Annotated in this window: 15 protein-coding genes and 1 pseudogene; 12 read left to right on the top strand and 4 right to left on the bottom strand. The window is 61.5% G+C overall.

What is annotated here, in order from left to right; translation table 11 throughout:
- Entirely contained in the window at positions 1-765 is a 765-nt protein-coding gene (locus tag NPS58_RS17180; RefSeq protein ID WP_274116567.1) for a DnaJ domain-containing protein, read from the top strand.
- Positions 766-770: 5 nt separating this feature from the next.
- Here the strand turns inward: NPS58_RS17180 and NPS58_RS17175 are convergent, their stop codons facing one another.
- Positions 771-1763, bottom strand: a complete 993-nt coding sequence (locus tag NPS58_RS17175; RefSeq protein ID WP_274116566.1) for an alpha/beta hydrolase family protein — start codon at positions 1761-1763, stop codon at positions 771-773.
- Between the two features lie 94 nt (positions 1764-1857).
- Here NPS58_RS17175 and NPS58_RS17170 point away from each other — a divergent pair, with 94 nt between their 5' ends.
- The 10 genes from NPS58_RS17170 to NPS58_RS17125 all read left to right on the top strand — a co-directional run bounded on the left by NPS58_RS17170 (position 1858) and on the right by NPS58_RS17125 (position 14175).
- Complete coding sequence (locus NPS58_RS17170) at positions 1858-4248, top strand: PAS domain-containing sensor histidine kinase (protein WP_274116565.1); 2391 nt, start codon at positions 1858-1860, stop codon at positions 4246-4248.
- A 10-nt stretch (positions 4249-4258) separates the two neighbouring features.
- Positions 4259-4888, top strand: coding sequence for a response regulator (locus tag NPS58_RS17165; RefSeq protein WP_274116564.1), 630 nt, complete (start codon positions 4259-4261; stop codon positions 4886-4888).
- A gap of 213 nt (positions 4889-5101) precedes the next feature.
- A complete protein-coding gene (locus NPS58_RS17160) occupies positions 5102-6226 on the top strand; it encodes an ABC transporter ATP-binding protein (protein ID WP_274116563.1) in 1125 nt (374 codons plus the stop codon).
- Between the two features lie 40 nt (positions 6227-6266).
- Entirely contained in the window at positions 6267-7298 is a 1032-nt protein-coding gene (locus tag NPS58_RS17155; protein ID WP_274116562.1) for an ABC transporter substrate-binding protein, read from the top strand.
- A 64-nt stretch (positions 7299-7362) separates the two neighbouring features.
- On the top strand, positions 7363-8610 hold the full coding sequence (locus NPS58_RS17150) for an ABC transporter permease (protein WP_274116561.1): 1248 nt from the start codon (positions 7363-7365) through the stop codon (positions 8608-8610).
- Between the two features lie 11 nt (positions 8611-8621).
- The gene (locus NPS58_RS17145; protein WP_274116560.1) at positions 8622-9449 is read left to right on the top strand and encodes an ABC transporter permease; all 828 of its coding nucleotides are present in this window, start codon (positions 8622-8624) and stop codon (positions 9447-9449) included.
- A 147-nt stretch (positions 9450-9596) separates the two neighbouring features.
- On the top strand, positions 9597-10271 hold the full coding sequence (gene rpe / locus NPS58_RS17140; RefSeq protein WP_274116559.1) for a ribulose-phosphate 3-epimerase: 675 nt from the start codon (positions 9597-9599) through the stop codon (positions 10269-10271).
- Positions 10268-11086 carry a phosphoglycolate phosphatase gene (locus NPS58_RS17135; protein ID WP_274116558.1) on the top strand — a complete coding sequence of 273 codons (819 nt, stop codon included), beginning with the start codon at positions 10268-10270 and terminating at the stop codon, positions 11084-11086. The genes rpe and NPS58_RS17135 overlap by 4 nt, the downstream gene beginning before the upstream one ends.
- Before the next feature lie 69 nt (positions 11087-11155).
- Positions 11156-12637 carry an anthranilate synthase component I gene (gene trpE, locus NPS58_RS17130; RefSeq protein ID WP_274116557.1) on the top strand — a complete coding sequence of 494 codons (1482 nt, stop codon included), beginning with the start codon at positions 11156-11158 and terminating at the stop codon, positions 12635-12637.
- A gap of 257 nt (positions 12638-12894) precedes the next feature.
- A complete protein-coding gene (locus NPS58_RS17125) occupies positions 12895-14175 on the top strand; it encodes a tyrosine-type recombinase/integrase (RefSeq protein WP_003060765.1) in 1281 nt (426 codons plus the stop codon).
- A gap of 83 nt (positions 14176-14258) precedes the next feature.
- Here NPS58_RS17125 and NPS58_RS17120 read toward each other — a convergent pair whose 3' ends face one another.
- On the bottom strand, positions 14259-14906 hold the full coding sequence (locus NPS58_RS17120) for a substrate-binding domain-containing protein (protein ID WP_020307796.1): 648 nt from the start codon (positions 14904-14906) through the stop codon (positions 14259-14261).
- A 106-nt stretch (positions 14907-15012) separates the two neighbouring features.
- On the opposite strand from NPS58_RS17120, the gene NPS58_RS17115 reads away from it, so the two are divergent.
- A complete protein-coding gene (locus tag NPS58_RS17115; RefSeq protein ID WP_003050003.1) occupies positions 15013-15306 on the top strand; it encodes a helix-turn-helix domain-containing protein in 294 nt (97 codons plus the stop codon).
- Between the two features lie 18 nt (positions 15307-15324).
- On the opposite strand, the gene NPS58_RS17110 is transcribed toward NPS58_RS17115, so the two are convergent.
- Together NPS58_RS17110 and NPS58_RS17105 are read right to left on the bottom strand one after the other, a co-directional pair.
- A complete protein-coding gene (locus NPS58_RS17110; RefSeq protein WP_003050005.1) occupies positions 15325-16215 on the bottom strand; it encodes a LysR family transcriptional regulator in 891 nt (296 codons plus the stop codon).
- A gap of 187 nt (positions 16216-16402) precedes the next feature.
- Positions 16403-17124 (bottom strand): annotated as a pseudogene (locus NPS58_RS17105) (thymidine phosphorylase); the annotation flags it as partial.

Genomic DNA, 17124 nt, shown 5'->3' with positions numbered 1-17124 from the left:
ATGCTGTGGCCAAGCACGGTGATCGGTGCCGGGGCGGGCTTTGCCATTGCCAGTATTCCCGGTGCCTTGCTGGGCGCATTGCTGGGACAGGCCATGGACCGTCGGTTGCAGTTGCACAGTTGGGCACACCTGTGCGAGCGGCTGGGCGGGCGTTCTGCGCTGCGCGATGACGAGGTGCTATTTGTGCTGCTCGGGCGTCTTGCCAAGTGTGATGGACTAGTGGTCGATGGGCACATCCAGCAGGCGCGTCTCGAGATGCAGCGACTGGAAATGAACGATACCGCGCGACGTCGGGCGATTGCCGCCTTCAACCGCGGCAAGAGCGGCAAGGAGCGCCTGGGTGGCTACCTGCGTCGCCTGAGCCTGCAGCCCCATGCTGCCGAGGGTACGTTGCGCGCGTGCTGGCGCATGGTGTGGGCCGATGGCCGGGCAGGTCGCCAGGAGCGCGAACTGCTGCTGGACTGGGGCCAGCGGCTAGGGTGGTCGGCACCCCGGGTCCAGGCTTTGGCGCTGGAATACGAACCACCCAGGGCGGCCCTGACCAGTGCCGGCCTGGGTTATCAACAGGCGCTGCGTATGCTTGGCGTAGCCGCCGAAGCGGAGCCGGGCCAGATCAAGCAGGCTTATCGGCGACTGCTCAGTCGTCACCATCCGGACAAACTGGTCGGCAGCGGCGCCAGCCCGTCCCAGATCCGCGAGGCCACCGAACGTACGCGCGAGCTGCACCAGGCCTACGCCATCATTCGCAAGCGTCGCGGCTTCTAATCAAGCTATTCCGGGCTTAGCCAACCGCGGATCCGGCGGAACAGTTGCTCTTGTTCCGCCGCCCCGTTACCGGGCATGGCCGTCAATCCTACCTGACGATAGTTGTTGTCCTTCAGCCGTTTGCTGGCCTGCAGGCGTAGATCGGCTGCCCTTCGGGCCTGGGGCAGGCTGGTGTAGAAGAAGTCGGCGGTAGGTACATTCAATGCAGGTGCCAGGCTGTCCAGGCTGTGATCGACTTGCCCCGGCGTCTGCGCGGCGACCATGACCAGCTTCTGGACCTGGGCGGGGTGCCGTTCGCTGAGGTACCGGGCGGCCCAGTACGCGCCACTGCCGTTGCCGAGCAGGACGATGCTGCGGGCATTGTGTTGTTGGGCATAGGCAACGGCTGCGTCCAGGCGGGCGAAAATGCGCTCGGCGTCGGCCTTGTCATCGGCCCCCGGCCCTTGTGTAGGCGGTGCACTTTCGCTGGTTTCGTTCTCGAGCGACGTGGCTTTCTCGACACTGGCGTTGGCGTCGCCAGGGGTGTCCTTGGCGGGAGCCGTCTGACCTTGAGCTACAGGCTCGCTGGCTGCAGGAGCGGTTTCGACTCGCGCTTGCGGGCTGTCGATCAACAGGTCGGGAAGGCCCAGGCTCAGGGTATGCCAGCCGGCATCGGGAAACTTGCGACGCAAAGGGCCTACGGTCTTCGGCCAGTCTGCGGTTTCCCCCGCACCGGCGAGAATGATCACGGCACCTTCGGGCTCGCTGCTGTTGGCCGGTTTCCACAGGGCCAGAAAGGTGTCGCTGCCCGCCTGCAGCATCTGCTGTTCGGCCTTGGGTACTTGGCGCTCCAGGGCCTGGGCGTCCTCCTGGCTGCGTTCGGCAAGGGGCTGGCGCTGCAAGGCGGGCGGGGTGTCGATCGAGGCTTCTGGCGTTTCGCCAGTAGCCGCGTATACGGTACAAGGAAGAATGAATCCAAGGCATAACGCAGGAAGCGTCGTGCGATAAAGTGCGAACATGGAGTGATCCAGGCCAGAGTATTTCCGGCAGCCTAATAGTATTTTTTCGGGACGGCCATGCTCGGTGGCCATCCTTCCTATGAAGAGCGTGTAGATGAAGTCATTGCGCTGCCTGTTGGTTATCGGCTGTATGTGCTTGCCCTTGATCGCGCTGGCGGCGCCTGCGGCGTCGCCGGCCACCGTCTCCCTGGAGCCCGCGCAGCAGCGATGGCTTGAACAGCACCGCAGCCTGCGGGTCGGATTGGTGCTGCAGGCGCCCTTTGCGCAATTCGACCGACGCCTGCAGCAGCTTTACGGTGTCAATGTCGAGCTGATGAATTGGCTGGCCCGTTCACTGGGGCTGGACCTCACTTGGCGTAATTTTCCTGACCAGGCCTCGCTGGAGCGGGCACTGGTGGCGGGTGAGGTCGACCTGGCCCCAGGGTTGACCCAGACACCTGCGGGGCTGCGCCTGTGGTTGTTCAGTGACCCGTACATGCGTGTGCCCCAGTTGATCGTCGGGCCACGTACCGGCGCGGTGGCGGTAGACCTGGAGAAGCTCACCAGCAAAGAGCGGGTTGCGGTGCGCATGCCCAGCGCGGTGGCCGACTATCTGCGCGCGACTTACTCGAACCTCAATCTGCAGGGCGTTCCCCAGGAGCGCCAGGCGCTGCAGCTGGTGCTCAGCGAGCAGGCGCGTTACGCGGTGGTGGACGAAGCGCAACTGAGCCGGCTGTCCCGGGAGAATGAATTCAGCGACCTGGCGGTGGTTGGCGATATCGGCTTGCCCCAGTTGTTGCGTGTTGCTTCGCGGCGTGACTGGCCGCAGTTGGCGGACATTATCGAGCGGGGCCTGCAGGCCATCCCGGCCAAGGACCTGGAGCAACTTCACCAACGCTGGCTGGAGCCCAAGTACCCACGCCTGAGCGAGTCGCCGGGCTTCTGGCAAAACCTGGGGCTGCTACTCGCCGCCTTGCTGTTGAGCAGCATGGTCATTGTGGTCTGGCAGCGCAGGCACCTGCATCAGCTCGAGCACAACCTGCTGGTGGCCCGGGAAGCTATCAACCAGCGCCAGGCACGGGAGGAAGCGCTGCGCCTGAGTCAGTTCTCCATCGACCAGAGCACGGTGGGCATTCTCTGGGTCAACTGGGACAGTCACGTGCGTTATGCCAACCGGGCGGCCGAGAGCATGCTGGGCTATGTCGAAGGGGCTGTGGTCGACCGGCCGTTGATCGATTTCGAGCCCACCCTGCACATGGACCGTTGGCTGGAACTGTGGAAGCGCGCCCGGGCCAGCAACGAGGGCGCCCAGCATTTCGAAACCCAGTGCCTGCGCGCCGACGGCAGCCTGCTACCGGTGGATGTGTCGCTGAGCTTCCTGCGCTTTCGCGATGCCGAATACCTGGTGGTGTTCCTCACCGACGTCACGGAACGCCGCCGTGCCCTGGCAGCCTTGCGCGAGAGCGAGGCCAGGCTCAAGGGGATCGCCGGCAACGTACCGGGGTTGGTGTTCAGGCTTGAGCGCGACCCGGCTGAAGGCGAGTTGGAGTTTCCGTACATCAGCGAGGGCAGCGAAGCCCTGGTCGGCTATTCGCCCGCGGCATTGCAGCGCCCGGACATGGGCCTGCGCAACCTGGTCCACCCAGATGACCGCGCCGACTATCACAAGGTCCAGGACCTGGCCCTGGCCACTGATCAGGACTGGTCGTGGCAGGGACGGATCCTGACCCGCGAGGGCGAGCAGCGCTGGGCCGACATCAAGGCCAGTACCCGTATGCTGGGCAATGGCCGCGTGGTCTGGGACGGGGTGGTCTGGGACATCACCCAGAGCAAGCGGGCAGAGCTTGCCCTGGAGCGTTCCCAGGAGCAGTTGCGGGAGTTGTCGGCGCACCTGGAAAGCGTGCGGGAAGAAGAAAAAGCCCGCATTGCCCGAGAGGTGCATGACGAGCTTGGGCAGATGCTCACTGTGCTCAAGCTGGAAACTTCCATGTGCGAGCTGGCCTACGCCGACCTCGACCCCGGCCTGAACGAGCGCCTGGCCAGCATGAAGCGCTTGATTGCCCAACTGTTCCAGCTGGTGCGCGATGTGGCCACGGCCTTGCGTCCGCCGATTCTGGATGCCGGCATTGCCTCGGCGATCGAGTGGCAGGCACGTCGATTCGAGGCTCGCACGCAGATTCCCTGCCTGGTGCAGGTACCGGAAAATCTACCGCCCTTGAGCGATGCCAAGGCCATTGGCCTGTTCCGCATCCTGCAAGAGGCGCTGACCAACGTCATGCGACACGCCAAGGCGCATACTGTGCAGATCAGCCTGAGCCTGGATGGCCGGACATTGCGCCTGACGGTAATCGACGATGGCATCGGCTTTGCGCTGGAAGAGAACCGACCGGCTTCGTTTGGCCTGGTCGGCATGCGCGAGCGGGTGCTAATGCTTGGTGGGCAAATGACCCTGGAGAGCGAACCGGGCGAGGGCACCAGCCTGAGCGTCGGAATTCCCCTGAAATAGGAGCGGCAGCGTGATTCGAGTTCTGGTGGCCGAAGACCACACCATCGTCCGGGAAGGGATCAAGCAGTTGATCGGCCTGGCCAAGGACATGCAGGTAGCGGGGGAGGCGGGCAATGGCGAGCAATTGCTGGACACCTTGCGTCACACCGAGTGCGAGGTGGTGTTGCTGGACATCTCCATGCCTGGCGTCAATGGCCTGGAGGCCATTCCACGGATTCGCGCGTTGAGCCATCCACCGGCGATCCTGGTGCTGTCGATGCATGACGAGGCGCAGATGGCCGCGCGGGCGCTGAAGGTCGGTGCGGCGGGCTATGCGACCAAGGACAGCGACCCGGCCCTGTTGCTGACGGCCATCCGGCGGGTGGCGGGTGGCGGGCGCTATATTGACCCGGACCTTGCCGACCGGATGGTTTTCGAGGTTGGCCTGACCGACGCGAGACCCTTGCATTCGCTGCTCTCGGAGCGCGAGTTCTCGGTGTTCGAGCGCCTGGCCCAGGGGGCCAATGTCAATGACATCGCCCAGCAGTTGGCGTTGAGCAACAAGACCATCAGTACCCACAAGGCGCGGCTGATGCAAAAGCTCAATGTGAACTCACTGGCAGAGCTGGTGAAGTACGCCATGGAGCACAAGTTGCTCTGAGTGTTCTGTTTGCGACATGCAGTGGGCGCGGGCTTGCCCCGAGACTGACCCCGCGACTGATCCCTGCATGTCCAGAACCGACATCTTTGTAGGGCAATCCCTACCCCAACCCTTCCATGTGGCTGATACCAATCTCTCTCTACCCCCGATTTGCGCCGGCTTGCACCTTCACTAGGCTGTAAACACGCAGTCATCCAACAAGAAGGTATGGGTATGAGTGAGGTGAATTCGAGCGCTGCCGCCAGCGACGTGCTGGTCAGCTTCCGTGGTGTGCAGAAGAGCTACGACGGCGAATCGCTGATCGTCAAAGACCTCAACCTGGATATTCGCAAAGGCGAGTTCCTGACCTTGCTCGGCCCGTCCGGATCCGGCAAGACCACCAGCCTCATGATGCTGGCCGGGTTCGAGACGCCAACCGCCGGCGAGATCCAGCTCGCAGGCCGCTCCATCAACAACGTGCCGCCGCACAAGCGCGACATCGGCATGGTGTTTCAGAACTACGCACTGTTCCCGCACATGACCGTGGCCGAGAACCTGGCCTTCCCCCTCAGCGTGCGCAACCTGAGCAAGACCGATATCAGCGAGCGGGTAAAGCGCGTGCTGAACATGGTCCAACTCGATGCCTTCGCCCAGCGCTATCCCGGCCAACTCTCCGGCGGCCAGCAGCAGCGGGTTGCGCTGGCCCGGGCGTTGGTGTTCGAGCCGCAGTTGGTGCTGATGGACGAACCGCTCGGTGCCCTCGACAAGCAGCTGCGCGAACACATGCAGATGGAGATCAAGCACCTGCACCAGCGCCTGGGCGTCACCGTGGTGTATGTGACCCACGACCAGGGCGAAGCACTGACCATGTCCGACCGGGTGGCGGTGTTCCACCAGGGCGAGATCCAGCAGATCGCCGACCCTCGCACCCTTTATGAAGAGCCGAAAAACACCTTCGTCGCCAACTTCATTGGTGAAAACAACCGTATCAATGGTCGCCTGATCAGTCAGGACGGCGAGCGCTGCCAGGTCCAGCTGGCGCGGGGCGAGAAGGTCGAGGCGCTGGCGGTGAATGTTGGCCAGACCGGTGACCCCGTGACGTTGTCGATCCGCCCTGAACGCGTGCGTCTCAACGGCCATAGCGAAAGCTGCGTCAACCGCTTCTCTGGCCGGGTGGCCGAATTCATCTATCTGGGCGACCACGTTCGGGTCCGCCTGGAAGTGTGCGGCAAGGCCGATTTCTTCGTGAAGCAGCCGATTGCCGAACTCGACTCGGCCCTGGCCGTGGGCGATGTGGTACCGCTTGGCTGGGAGGTCGAGCACGCTCGCGCGCTCGACCCGATCCTGGAAGCCAATTGAAGGTTTGCTTCACCAACCCTGCATTGTGGAGAGAATAATAATGCTCAAACACTTGAAGTTGACCGCCCTGACAGTGGGTATGTTTGCAGCGGCCCAGGCCATGGCCGCCGACCTCACCGTGATTTCCTTCGGCGGTGCCAACAAGGCTGCACAGGTCAAAGCGTTCTACGAGCCATGGGAAAAGGCAGGCAACGGCAAGATCGTCGCCGGCGAGTACAACGGTGAAATGGCCAAGGTCAAGGCCATGGTCGACACCAAGAGCGTGTCGTGGAACCTGGTTGAAGTCGAGTCGCCGGAGCTGGCACGTGGTTGCGACGAAGGCATGTTCGAGGAACTCGATCCTGCGCTGTTCGGTAACGAGGCCGATTACGTTCCGGGTGCTATCCAGCCTTGTGGCGTTGGCTTCTTCGTCTGGTCCACGGTCATGGCCTACAACGCTGACAAATTGAAGACCGCCCCGACCAGCTGGGCTGATTTCTGGGACACCAAGCAGTTCCCTGGCAAACGTGGCCTGCGCAAGGGTGCCAAGTACACCCTCGAATTCGCACTGATGGCCGACGGTGTTGCACCCAAGGATGTATACAAGGTGCTGGGCACCAAGGAAGGCCAGGATCGTGCCTTCAAGAAACTCGACGAACTCAAGCCGAGCATCCAGTGGTGGGAAGCCGGCGCCCAGCCTCCGCAGTACCTGGCCTCGGGTGACGTGGTCATGAGCTCGGCCTACAACGGCCGGATCGCCGCGGTGCAGAAAGAAAGCAACCTGAAGGTGGTGTGGAACGGCGGCATCTACGACTTCGACGCCTGGGCCATTCCGAAGGGCGCCAAGAATGCCGAAGAGGCCAAGAAGTTCATCGCCTACTCGGTCAAGCCCGAGCAGCAGAAGATCTACTCGGAAAACATCGCCTACGGGCCGGCCAACGCGACTGCGGTGAACTTGCTCTCGCCCGAGGTCAAGAAAGACATGCCGACCACCCCGGAAAACATTGCCAACCAGGTGCAGATCGACGTCGCCTTCTGGGCTGACAACAGCGAACAGCTGGAGCAACGCTTCAACGCCTGGGCTGCCAAGTAAGGTCGGCTGATGGAGCGTCGGCGCCTGGCCGACGCTTCCTGTTCTCAAGATTTCGGAGTTCGCTATGGCCATCGCAGTGCCCCTCAAAGAAGGCGCCGGTTCCAACCTCAAGCAGCGTCTTGCGCGTGCCGAGCGGGTCAACCGCTGGAAAGCGCAGGCCCTGATCGCGCCGCTGGCGCTGTTCCTGCTGCTGGTCTTTCTCGTGCCCATTGCTGCGCTGCTGTACAAGAGCGTCGGCAACCCGGAGGTCGTGACCGGCCTGCCGCAGACCGTGACGGCCGTGGCCGCCTGGGATGGCAAGGGCCTGCCAGGCGAATCGGTGTACAAGGCACTGAGTGAAGACCTGGGCCAGGCGCGCAAGAACCAGACCCTGGGCGACACCTCCAAGCGTTTGAACATGGAGCTGGCAGGCTACCGTAGCCTGTTGGCCAAGACCGCCCGTGCCCTGCCGTTCAAGACCGAGCCGGCTTCCTATAAAGAAGCGCTGCAGGAACTGGACGAGCGCTGGGGCGATCCGGCGTACTGGCAGGCCATTCGCCGTAACACCAGTAGCGTCACCCCGTTCTACCTGCTGGCCGCCCTGGATCACCGTATCGATGACCTGGGCGAACTGGCCAAGGCTACCCCGGACCAGGCGATCTACCTGGATATCTTCACCCGCACCCTATGGATGGGCTTTGTCATCACCGCCATCTGCCTGGTGCTGGCCTATCCACTGGCGTACCTGCTGGCCAATCTGCCGACCCGGCAGAGCAACCTGCTGATGATCCTGGTGCTGCTGCCCTTCTGGACGTCGATCCTGGTGCGGGTCGCCGCCTGGATCGTGCTGCTGCAGTCGGGTGGCCTGATCAACAGTGCACTGATGGCGGTGGGTATCATCGACAAGCCGCTGGAGCTGGTGTTCAACCGCACCGGCGTGTACATCTCTATGGTCCACATCCTGCTGCCGTTCATGATCCTGCCGATCTACAGCGTGATGAAGGGCATATCGCCGACCTACATGCGTGCGGCCATTTCCCTGGGCTGCCATCCGTTCGCCAGTTTCTGGCGGGTGTACTTCCCGCAGACCTATGCCGGTGTGGGCGCAGGTTGCCTGCTGGTGTTCATCCTGGCCATCGGCTACTACATCACCCCGGCGTTGCTGGGCAGCCCGAACGATCAGATGGTCAGCTACTTCGTGGCGTTCTACACCAACACCAGCATCAACTGGGGCATGGCCACCGCGCTGGGCGGCTTGCTGCTGCTGGCGACCGTGCTGTTGTACCTGATCTATAGCTGGCTGGTCGGCGCCAGCCGCCTGCGTCTGAGCTGAGGAGTGTTGTCATGCTGAGCCCCTACATGTCGCCCGTTGAGCGGGTCTGGTTCTACAGCTTGCGCATCCTTTGCGGGCTGATCCTGTTGTTCCTGGTATTGCCGGTGCTGGTGATCATTCCGTTGTCGTTCAACTCGGGCAGTTTCCTGGTCTACCCGCTGCAGGGCTTCTCGCTGCAGTGGTACCAGGACTTCTTCGCCTCGGCCGAATGGATGCGGGCCTTGAAGAACAGCATCATCGTCGCCCCGGCGGCAACGGTGCTGGCGATGATCTTCGGTACCCTGGCCTCGATCGGCCTGACCCGCGGCGACTTCCCCGGCAAGTCACTGATCATGGCGCTGGTGATTTCGCCGATGGTCGTACCGGTGGTGATCATCGGTGTGGCCAGTTACCTGTTCTTCGCCCCGTTGGGCATGGGTAACAGCTTCATTTCGCTGATTCTGGTCCATGCGGTGCTGGGCGTGCCGTTCGTCATCATCACCGTGTCGGCGACCCTGCAAGGCTTCAACCACAACCTGGTGCGTGCAGCGGCAAGCCTGGGAGCCTCTCCGCTGACGACCTTCCGTCGGGTGACGCTGCCGCTGATTGCTCCCGGGGTGATCTCCGGGGCTTTGTTTGCCTTTGCCACCTCGTTCGACGAAGTGGTAGTGACCCTGTTCCTGGCAGGGCCTGAGCAGGCCACCCTGCCACGGCAGATGTTCAGCGGTATCCGCGAGAACCTCAGCCCGACCATTGCGGCGGCGGCGACTTTGCTGATCGCGTTCTCGGTGGTGCTGTTGCTGACGCTGGAATGGTTGCGTGGGCGCAGCGAGAAGTTGCGCACCCAGCAGCCAGCCTGAATGTATCGCGGGGCAAGCCCGCTCCTACTGGTAGGAGCGGCCGTGCGACTTGCCCCGCGATAGTCGGCCTGTTTGATACCGGTCAGCCGATGACCGATTCACTGAGGTACAATGCGCGCCACCGTGATTCTGCCCTACAGGTGCGCCATGCAGCCCTACGCTATTGCCCCCTCCATCCTCTCTGCCGATTTCGCTCGCCTGGGCGAGGAAGTCGACAACGTGCTGGCCGCTGGTGCCGACATCGTTCACTTCGACGTGATGGACAACCACTACGTACCCAACCTGACCATCGGTCCGATGGTCTGTACCGCGCTGCGTAAATACGGCATCACCGCTCCCATCGACGTACACCTGATGGTCAGCCCGGTCGATCGCATCATTGGCGACTTCATCGAAGCAGGTGCCAGCTACATTACCTTCCATCCGGAAGCCAGCCTGCACATCGATCGTTCGCTACAGTTGATTCGCGACGGTGGTTGCAAAGCCGGCCTGGTGTTCAACCCGGCAACCCCGCTCGACACCCTCAAGTACGTGATGGACAAGGTCGACATGATCCTGTTGATGAGCGTCAACCCGGGCTTTGGTGGCCAGAAGTTCATCCCTGGCACCCTCGACAAGCTGCGTGAAGCGCGCGCGCTGATCGATGCCAGCGGCCGCGATATCCGCCTGGAAATCGACGGCGGTGTGAACGTGAACAACATTCGTGAGATCGCTGCGGCTGGCGCCGATACCTTCGTTGCAGGCTCGGCGATCTTCAATACGCCGGACTACGAGGAAGTGATTGCCAAGATGCGTGCCGAACTGGCCCTGGCCCGCGCATGAGTGGCTTCGAGCAGCTGTTCCCCGGTGCTCTGCCCAGGCTGGTGATGTTCGATCTGGACGGTACCCTGATCGATTCGGTACCAGACCTGGCCGCAGCGGTGGACCACATGCTGCTCGAGTTGGGTCGCCAGCCCGCTGGCCTTGAGGCGGTGCGCCACTGGGTCGGCAACGGTGCTCCTGTGCTGGTGCGCCGGGCGCTGGCGGGTGGCCTGGACCATGCCGATGTCGACGACGACGAAGCTGAAAAAGCCCTCGAGCTGTTCATGCAGGCATATGCCAGCAACCATGAGCTGACCGTGGTCTACCCCGGGGTACGCGATACCCTCAAGTGGCTGCACAAGCAGGGTGTGGAAATGGCCCTGATCACCAACAAGCCGGAGCGATTTGTGGGCCCCTTGCTCGACCAGATGAAGATCGGTCGATATTTTCGCTGGATCATCGGTGGCGATACCCTGCCACAGAAAAAGCCCGATCCGGCCGCGCTGTTGTTCGTGATGAAAATGGCCGGTGTGCCGGCCCAACAGGCGCTGTTCGTTGGCGACTCACGCAGTGACGTGCTGGCGGCCAAGGCGGCTGGCGTCAAGTGCGTAGGCCTGACCTATGGTTACAACCACGGTCGTCCCATCAGTGAAGAAGCACCGTGCCTGGTCATCGACGACTTGCGCGCGCTGTTGCCTGGTTGCTTAGATCCGGCCACTGGGATAACGTTGGCTGACGTTCAATCCCCCTCAGATCGAGATTCCATCGTGGCGGTTACCGGCAAACTCTGGATGAAAGTCATCAAGGCCCTGGCCCGTTGGCGTTGGCGCGCCTGACTGTTATCTGCCGGCCGTTGCCGGCCCGTTTGCCTGTTCGACCCAATTGCTGCTTGCCACGAGGCTATCATGACCCGCGAAGAATTCCTGCGCCTGGCCGCTGAAGGCTACAACCGCATTCCCCTGGCCTGCGAGACCCTGGCCGACTTCGACACGCCGCTGTCGATCTACCTGAAACTGGCTGACCAACCCAACTCCTACCTGCTCGAATCGGTGCAGGGCGGCGAGAAGTGGGGACGTTACTCGATCATCGGCCTGCCGTGCCGCACGGTAATGCGCGTGCATGATCACCAGGTACGGATCACCCACGACGGTGAGTTGATCGAACAGCACGAAGTGGAAGACCCGCTGGCGTTCGTCGAAAGCTTCAAGGAACGCTACAAGGTGCCGACCATTTCCGGTCTGCCACGCTTCAACGGTGGCCTGGTCGGCTACTTTGGCTATGACTGCGTACGTTATGTCGAGCGGCGTCTGGGCAAGTGCCCGAACCCGGATCCGCTGGGCGTTCCGGATATCCTGCTGATGGTGTCCGATGCGGTGGTGGTGTTCGACAACCTGGCGGGCAAGATGCACGCCATCGTGCTGGTCGACCCGGCACAGGAGCAGGCCTACGAGAACGGCCTGGCGCGCCTTGAGGGCTTGCTGGAGCAGCTGCGCCAACCAATCACGCCGCGTCGCGGCCTGGAACTGGGTGGCCCGCCGGCCGCCGAGCCGGCCTTCCGCTCGAGCTTTACCCAGAGCGACTACGAGCGTGCGGTCGATACCATCAAGGAGTACATCCTGGCCGGTGACTGCATGCAGGTGGTGCCGTCCCAGCGTATGTCCATCGACTTCAAGGCCGCGCCCATCGACCTGTACCGGGCGCTGCGGTGCTTCAACCCGACGCCCTACATGTACTTTTTCAACTTCGGCGACTTCCATGTGGTCGGCAGCTCGCCAGAGGTGCTGGTACGGGTCGAAGACAACCTGGTCACCGTTCGGCCAATCGCCGGCACCCGGCCACGGGGGGCCACTGAAGAGGCCGATCGGGCGCTGGAAGAAGACCTGCTGTCGGACGACAAGGAAATCGCCGAGCACCTGATGCTGATCGACCTGGGGCGCAACGATGCCGGTCGTGTGTCGGCGACCGGTAGCGTCAAGGTCACCGAGAAGATGGTGATCGAGCGCTATTCCAACGTCATGCACATCGTTTCCAACGTTACCGGTGAATTGAAGGAAGGCCTCAGCGCCATGGATGCGCTGCGCGCAATCCTCCCGGCCGGGACCTTGTCCGGGGCGCCGAAGATCCGCGCGATGGAAATCATCGACGAGCTGGAGCCCGTCAAGCGCGGTGTCTACGGTGGTGCCGTCGGCTATTTTGCCTGGAACGGCAACATGGACACCGCCATCGCGATTCGCACGGCGGTCATCAAGGATGGCGAGCTGCACGTACAGGCAGGTGGCGGCATCGTCGCCGACTCGGTACCTGCACTGGAATGGGAAGAAACCATCAACAAACGCCGGGCGATGTTCCGGGCGGTAGCGCTGGCTGAACAGACGCCACGCAGCTGATCGAAACCGCGGCGCCAGAGCGCGCCGCTTGCGCCTGTCCACCCGGCGAAATTGATTCTAGAGGTTGAACCCAGATGCTACTGATGATCGATAACTACGATTGAGGTCTACTGGCGTCTATCAACCTCCATGGAACAACTCTAAGTCTATGTTTTTAAAGGGTTGATCGTCCATCGAGCGATTCTGAAAGCTGGACAAATCCAGTGCTCATGTGTGTAATGGAGTGTGTAACGGGCCAAACTGGAGGCGTTATACACATGGCACTCACAGCACTCAATCTTCTCTCGGCGCGCAAAGTGGAAACGGCGCAGCCCAGGCCCAAGGTGTACCAACTCCGGGACGGAGGCAGCCTCTTTTTGCGCGTTCAGCCCAACGGCTCCAAGCTCTGGTGGTACCGCTACCGGCTGGGCGGCGCTGAACAGGTGTACTCAATCGGGGTGTACCCAAAGGTCACGCTGGAGGCAGCCCGTGCGGAACGGGACCGGGCAAAGGCGTTGGTCAAGAAGGGCCTCGACCCCATCGTGGAGAAAAAGGCGGCGATCGCCCTCCAGGCCGACACATACGAACGCACGTTCGAGACCGTTGCTCGGGAGTGGATCGTCAGCAATGCTCACTGGAGCGAGTACTACACCAACCAGGTCACCAGCTACCTTGAGAAGGATGTTTTCCCCCGGATTGGCAAGTTGCCGATCAGCAGCATCAGGGCTCCACATCTGCGCCCCATCATCAAGGATGTGGCGGCTCGTGGCGCGAAGACTGTGGCGATCCTCATCCGCCAGTGGTGTGGGCAAATCTTCAGTTATGCGGCTGCCCAAGGTCTCTGCGAATACGATCCTGCCGCCTTGCTCAAGGGACTGGTCAAGCGCCCTCAGGTCCGCCACAACCCTCCGTTGACATGGGCAGAGATCCCGGACTTTCTCAATCGTGTGGACAACGAAGGGGGTTACCAGACGACAGTCCTCGCCCTCAAGCTGATGGCTTTGACCTACGTGCGCACCGTAGAACTGCGCAAGGCCTCCTGGGAAGAGTTCGACCTGGACAACGCCATGTGGTCGATTCCGTCCGAGCGCATGAAGATGCGACGCCCCCATCTGGTTCCCCTGTCACGGCAGGCGGTGGCCGCTCTTAGGGAACTACATGCTCTAACTGGCGGCGGCAAAGTATTGTTCCCGAGCTACAGAAAGCCGGGACAAGTGATGTCGGCAACGACGCTCAATCAAGCACTCAAGCGCATGGGTTATGGCGGACGGTTTTCGTCCCATGGCTTCCGCTCGACCGCAACGACGATCCTTGGACTGTTGGGATATCCGGAGAAGCGGGTCGATCTTCAACTCGCTCATTCCAAAAAGAGCAAGGACTCATCGCGCGCGCCCTACGATCACACGAAGTTTGTGGAGTCCCGCAAGGTAATCATGCAGGACTGGGCTGACATCCTTGACTCATTGCAGGCAGGGAAACCCGTTGAAGGGGTCACGAAGGCGTTTGGCCCCATGTCGAAGCGTAGAACGGCGCTGCTCCGTGTCATAGAGCGCGAGTGATGTCTGCTGCTTGGCGAGTGGAATGCCTAATGCACGTGTAGCACCTTGAACTGAAGACGCAGAACGAGGACATTGGCACTCGACTAGGTTGGAGCATTCTTGGCGACCTGCAGTGCTCTGCGCTCGAACCGCTCTGAAACAACGTCGGCTTGTCCGCAGGGCCGCTGCAGGTGGGTCACGATCTCGTAGGGTCCGTCAGACAGCGGCCGTGTGTGAATGCCCCATCCCTGCGCATGCTCAATGCGCGATTGCGCGGATACCCCGACGCCGTAGCCGGCAGCGACCCATAGCGCGATCATCTCGAAGGAAGAGACACGCTGAATGTTCTGTTGACTCACCGCGGGAAGAGAAGGCAGCCGCTGATCCAGCAAAGGGCAATTCTCTGCAGGCCAGCGAAAGACGGAGTAGTCCAACAGTTCGGCGATCGTGAGCTTCGCCTGGTCAAGTAAGGGAAAGCGCAACGGCATGGCGACGGCCATGTTCTCGGTCCATAGAGGTTGGCTTTTCAGCGACGGATCGCTCGATCCTTCAAGCGTCATGCCCGCGTCGTAGCGGCCTTCCCGAAGTCCCGCAATCAAATCATCGGCTGTGACCTCATGAAACGAAATGGTGACTTCCGGCTCTTCCGCACGCTGCAACGCAAGCAATGCCGAAAGATGCGATGACGGTACGCCAGGCGCTATGGCAAGCCTGAAATTGGAAAAGGAAAACTGGCTGGTGGCGTCGTGCATGAGAGCCCCCACAAAGCGATCGGATCAAAAAGGCGAGCCACCATGATAGCCAAAAGAGATATCTTTAACGTGGTTAAATTCGGTCGATTGATCGACGCTTCTGGTGATGCAGAAGCGCAGCGTTCAACCGGGCCGCCCCCCTGGCACAACCACCTATGAAGCCGAGCCGGCACTGGCCTTCGGCCAAGCGGTGCGTGCTGCCCGCTTGGCGCAGGGAGTCGCTCAGGATGAATTCGCGTCCATGGCTGGTATAGCTCGCTCGCATATGGGCAAGATCGAGCGTGGGGAGCACATGCCCACGCTCGCATTGATACTGAAAATCTCCGCTGCCCTCAGCATAAGTGCGGCAGAGCTGATGAGTGCAACGGAACGCAATCTTCGTGCCGATGCCCAATCTTAAGTGGTGCGGTCCGTTGCGTCAGTCGCTCGAAGGGTCCCGGAGGCGGTCGATAAATCGCACCAGCGAAGCCGATGAGTTGCTGCTTTCGAGTCGAAGCAGGTAGGTGGTGATCACGGCTGTATCCAGCGCCAATGGACGGATCACCACGTCCGGTCGCTGGCTGACCGGAATCTTGGTCGCCGTCATGAAGCCCACGCCGTAGCCGGCACCGACCAAGGTGAGCATCATGTCCAGCGAGGAAACCTCCTCAACGACATTCAGTTTGTGTTCCTGGGTCTGCAGGAGGCGCGCCAACTCGCGGCAGTAGCCTTCGCACACCTGGGGATCGCACAGGACAAGAGGATGCCCCCGGAGTTCATGGAGTGGAACCTCCTTGTGGACGAGCAGTGCGTGCCGGGCTGGCAAGGCGACCACCAGCGGGTCCTGCCAGATAGGTTCGGCGACGATGCCATCACCGACGTCGGCGGTATGAGCGAATCCGATGCAGAAGTCGCCCGAGCGCAGGCCGCGCAACTGCTCGGCCAAAGGCACTTCGGACATCCGTATCTCGATCTCGGGTTCTTCGGCACGGCAACGGGCTAGAAACGCCGACAGCCGGGGATCGAGCGCGCCGTCGGATACGGCGATGCGCAGGCTGCCTCGCAAGCCCGCCGCGACAGCCTTGACGTTCTCGCGGGCCTGCTCCAGGACGGTGAATAGCCGGCGAGTGTCCTGCAGGAACACGGCACCCGCAGCGGTCAGTCGGGTGCCCCGGCGGTCCCGGTCGAAGAGCACAGCGCCTAACTCGTCCTCAAGCTCCTTGATGGCGCGGGACAGAGGAGGTTGCTCAATGTGAAGACGCTCAGCCGCCCGTGTGAAATGAAGCTCTTCGGCCAAAACGATAAAGCAACGCAGATGCCGCAGTTCCATGAGCAATGTTCCTATACAGGCGCTGACGACCTCCTTCTGTTTGCTCCACGCTATGCGCGTTGAAAACCTCTTTTAAGCGATGTTTTTTCATGTGTTCTTGAGCATGAGATGTAGGCGTTCAACTTTTCCAAACGAGAGATCGGGCTGTGTTTGACCGAGCATTCAAGAGCCCTGTTTATCTACGGCGCTAAGGGTCAATCTTTACAATGTCCCCAATGTCTTGTACGTATGCAAGTGCATAGGCCATCTCTCCAGAGGTTTGCGTATGCAAAAACATCAATGGCTGTCCTCGTGTTATCTCGTCACCTAAGTGCACCTGCAATTGAATCCCTGCGGCTGGACTCTCAGGCGCACCGGCCAATTTGGCTAAACGAGAAAGCTTACGGTTGTCGATGTGTACTGCTCGGCCTGAAGTGGTTGCCAGAAGCGGTTCGACATAGAGAGCTTGGGGCGGCTCACGAAATCCCCCCTGTGCCGCGCAGATTCTCTGAAATTTTTCCCACGCGCGGCCACTGCTGATCGTCTCATGAGCCAACCGAAATCCCTCCCCTTCTTTGGCGACGCCGCCAAGCTCAAGCACCGCACCCGCCACCAACGCCACGCGGTCACATAGGTCTTGCGGCGCATCCGCCTCGTTGCGCAACACGGCCAACACGTCGCGCGCCTCCAACGCCGGGCCGATACCTCTTCCGACAGGTTGATTCCCGTCTGTAAACAGGCAACGCAATACAAGGCCAAATGACGCGGCGACTTCTGAAAGGTGATGCGCAAGGTGCTCGGCAGTTTCCCGGCTGCGGACTTTTGCGGTTGGCCCAACCGGAATATCGATCACGATGTGGGTCGCCCCTGCCGCAATCTTCTTGGATAACACCGAGGCAATCAGTTGTCCTTGGGTGTCAATATCCAGTT

The organism is Pseudomonas putida (assembly GCF_028682455.1).
Taxonomy (GTDB): domain Bacteria; phylum Pseudomonadota; class Gammaproteobacteria; order Pseudomonadales; family Pseudomonadaceae; genus Aquipseudomonas; species Aquipseudomonas putida_AA.
Note: the sequence above shows the minus strand (reverse complement) of the source record. Positions and strands in the feature narration are given on the sequence as shown.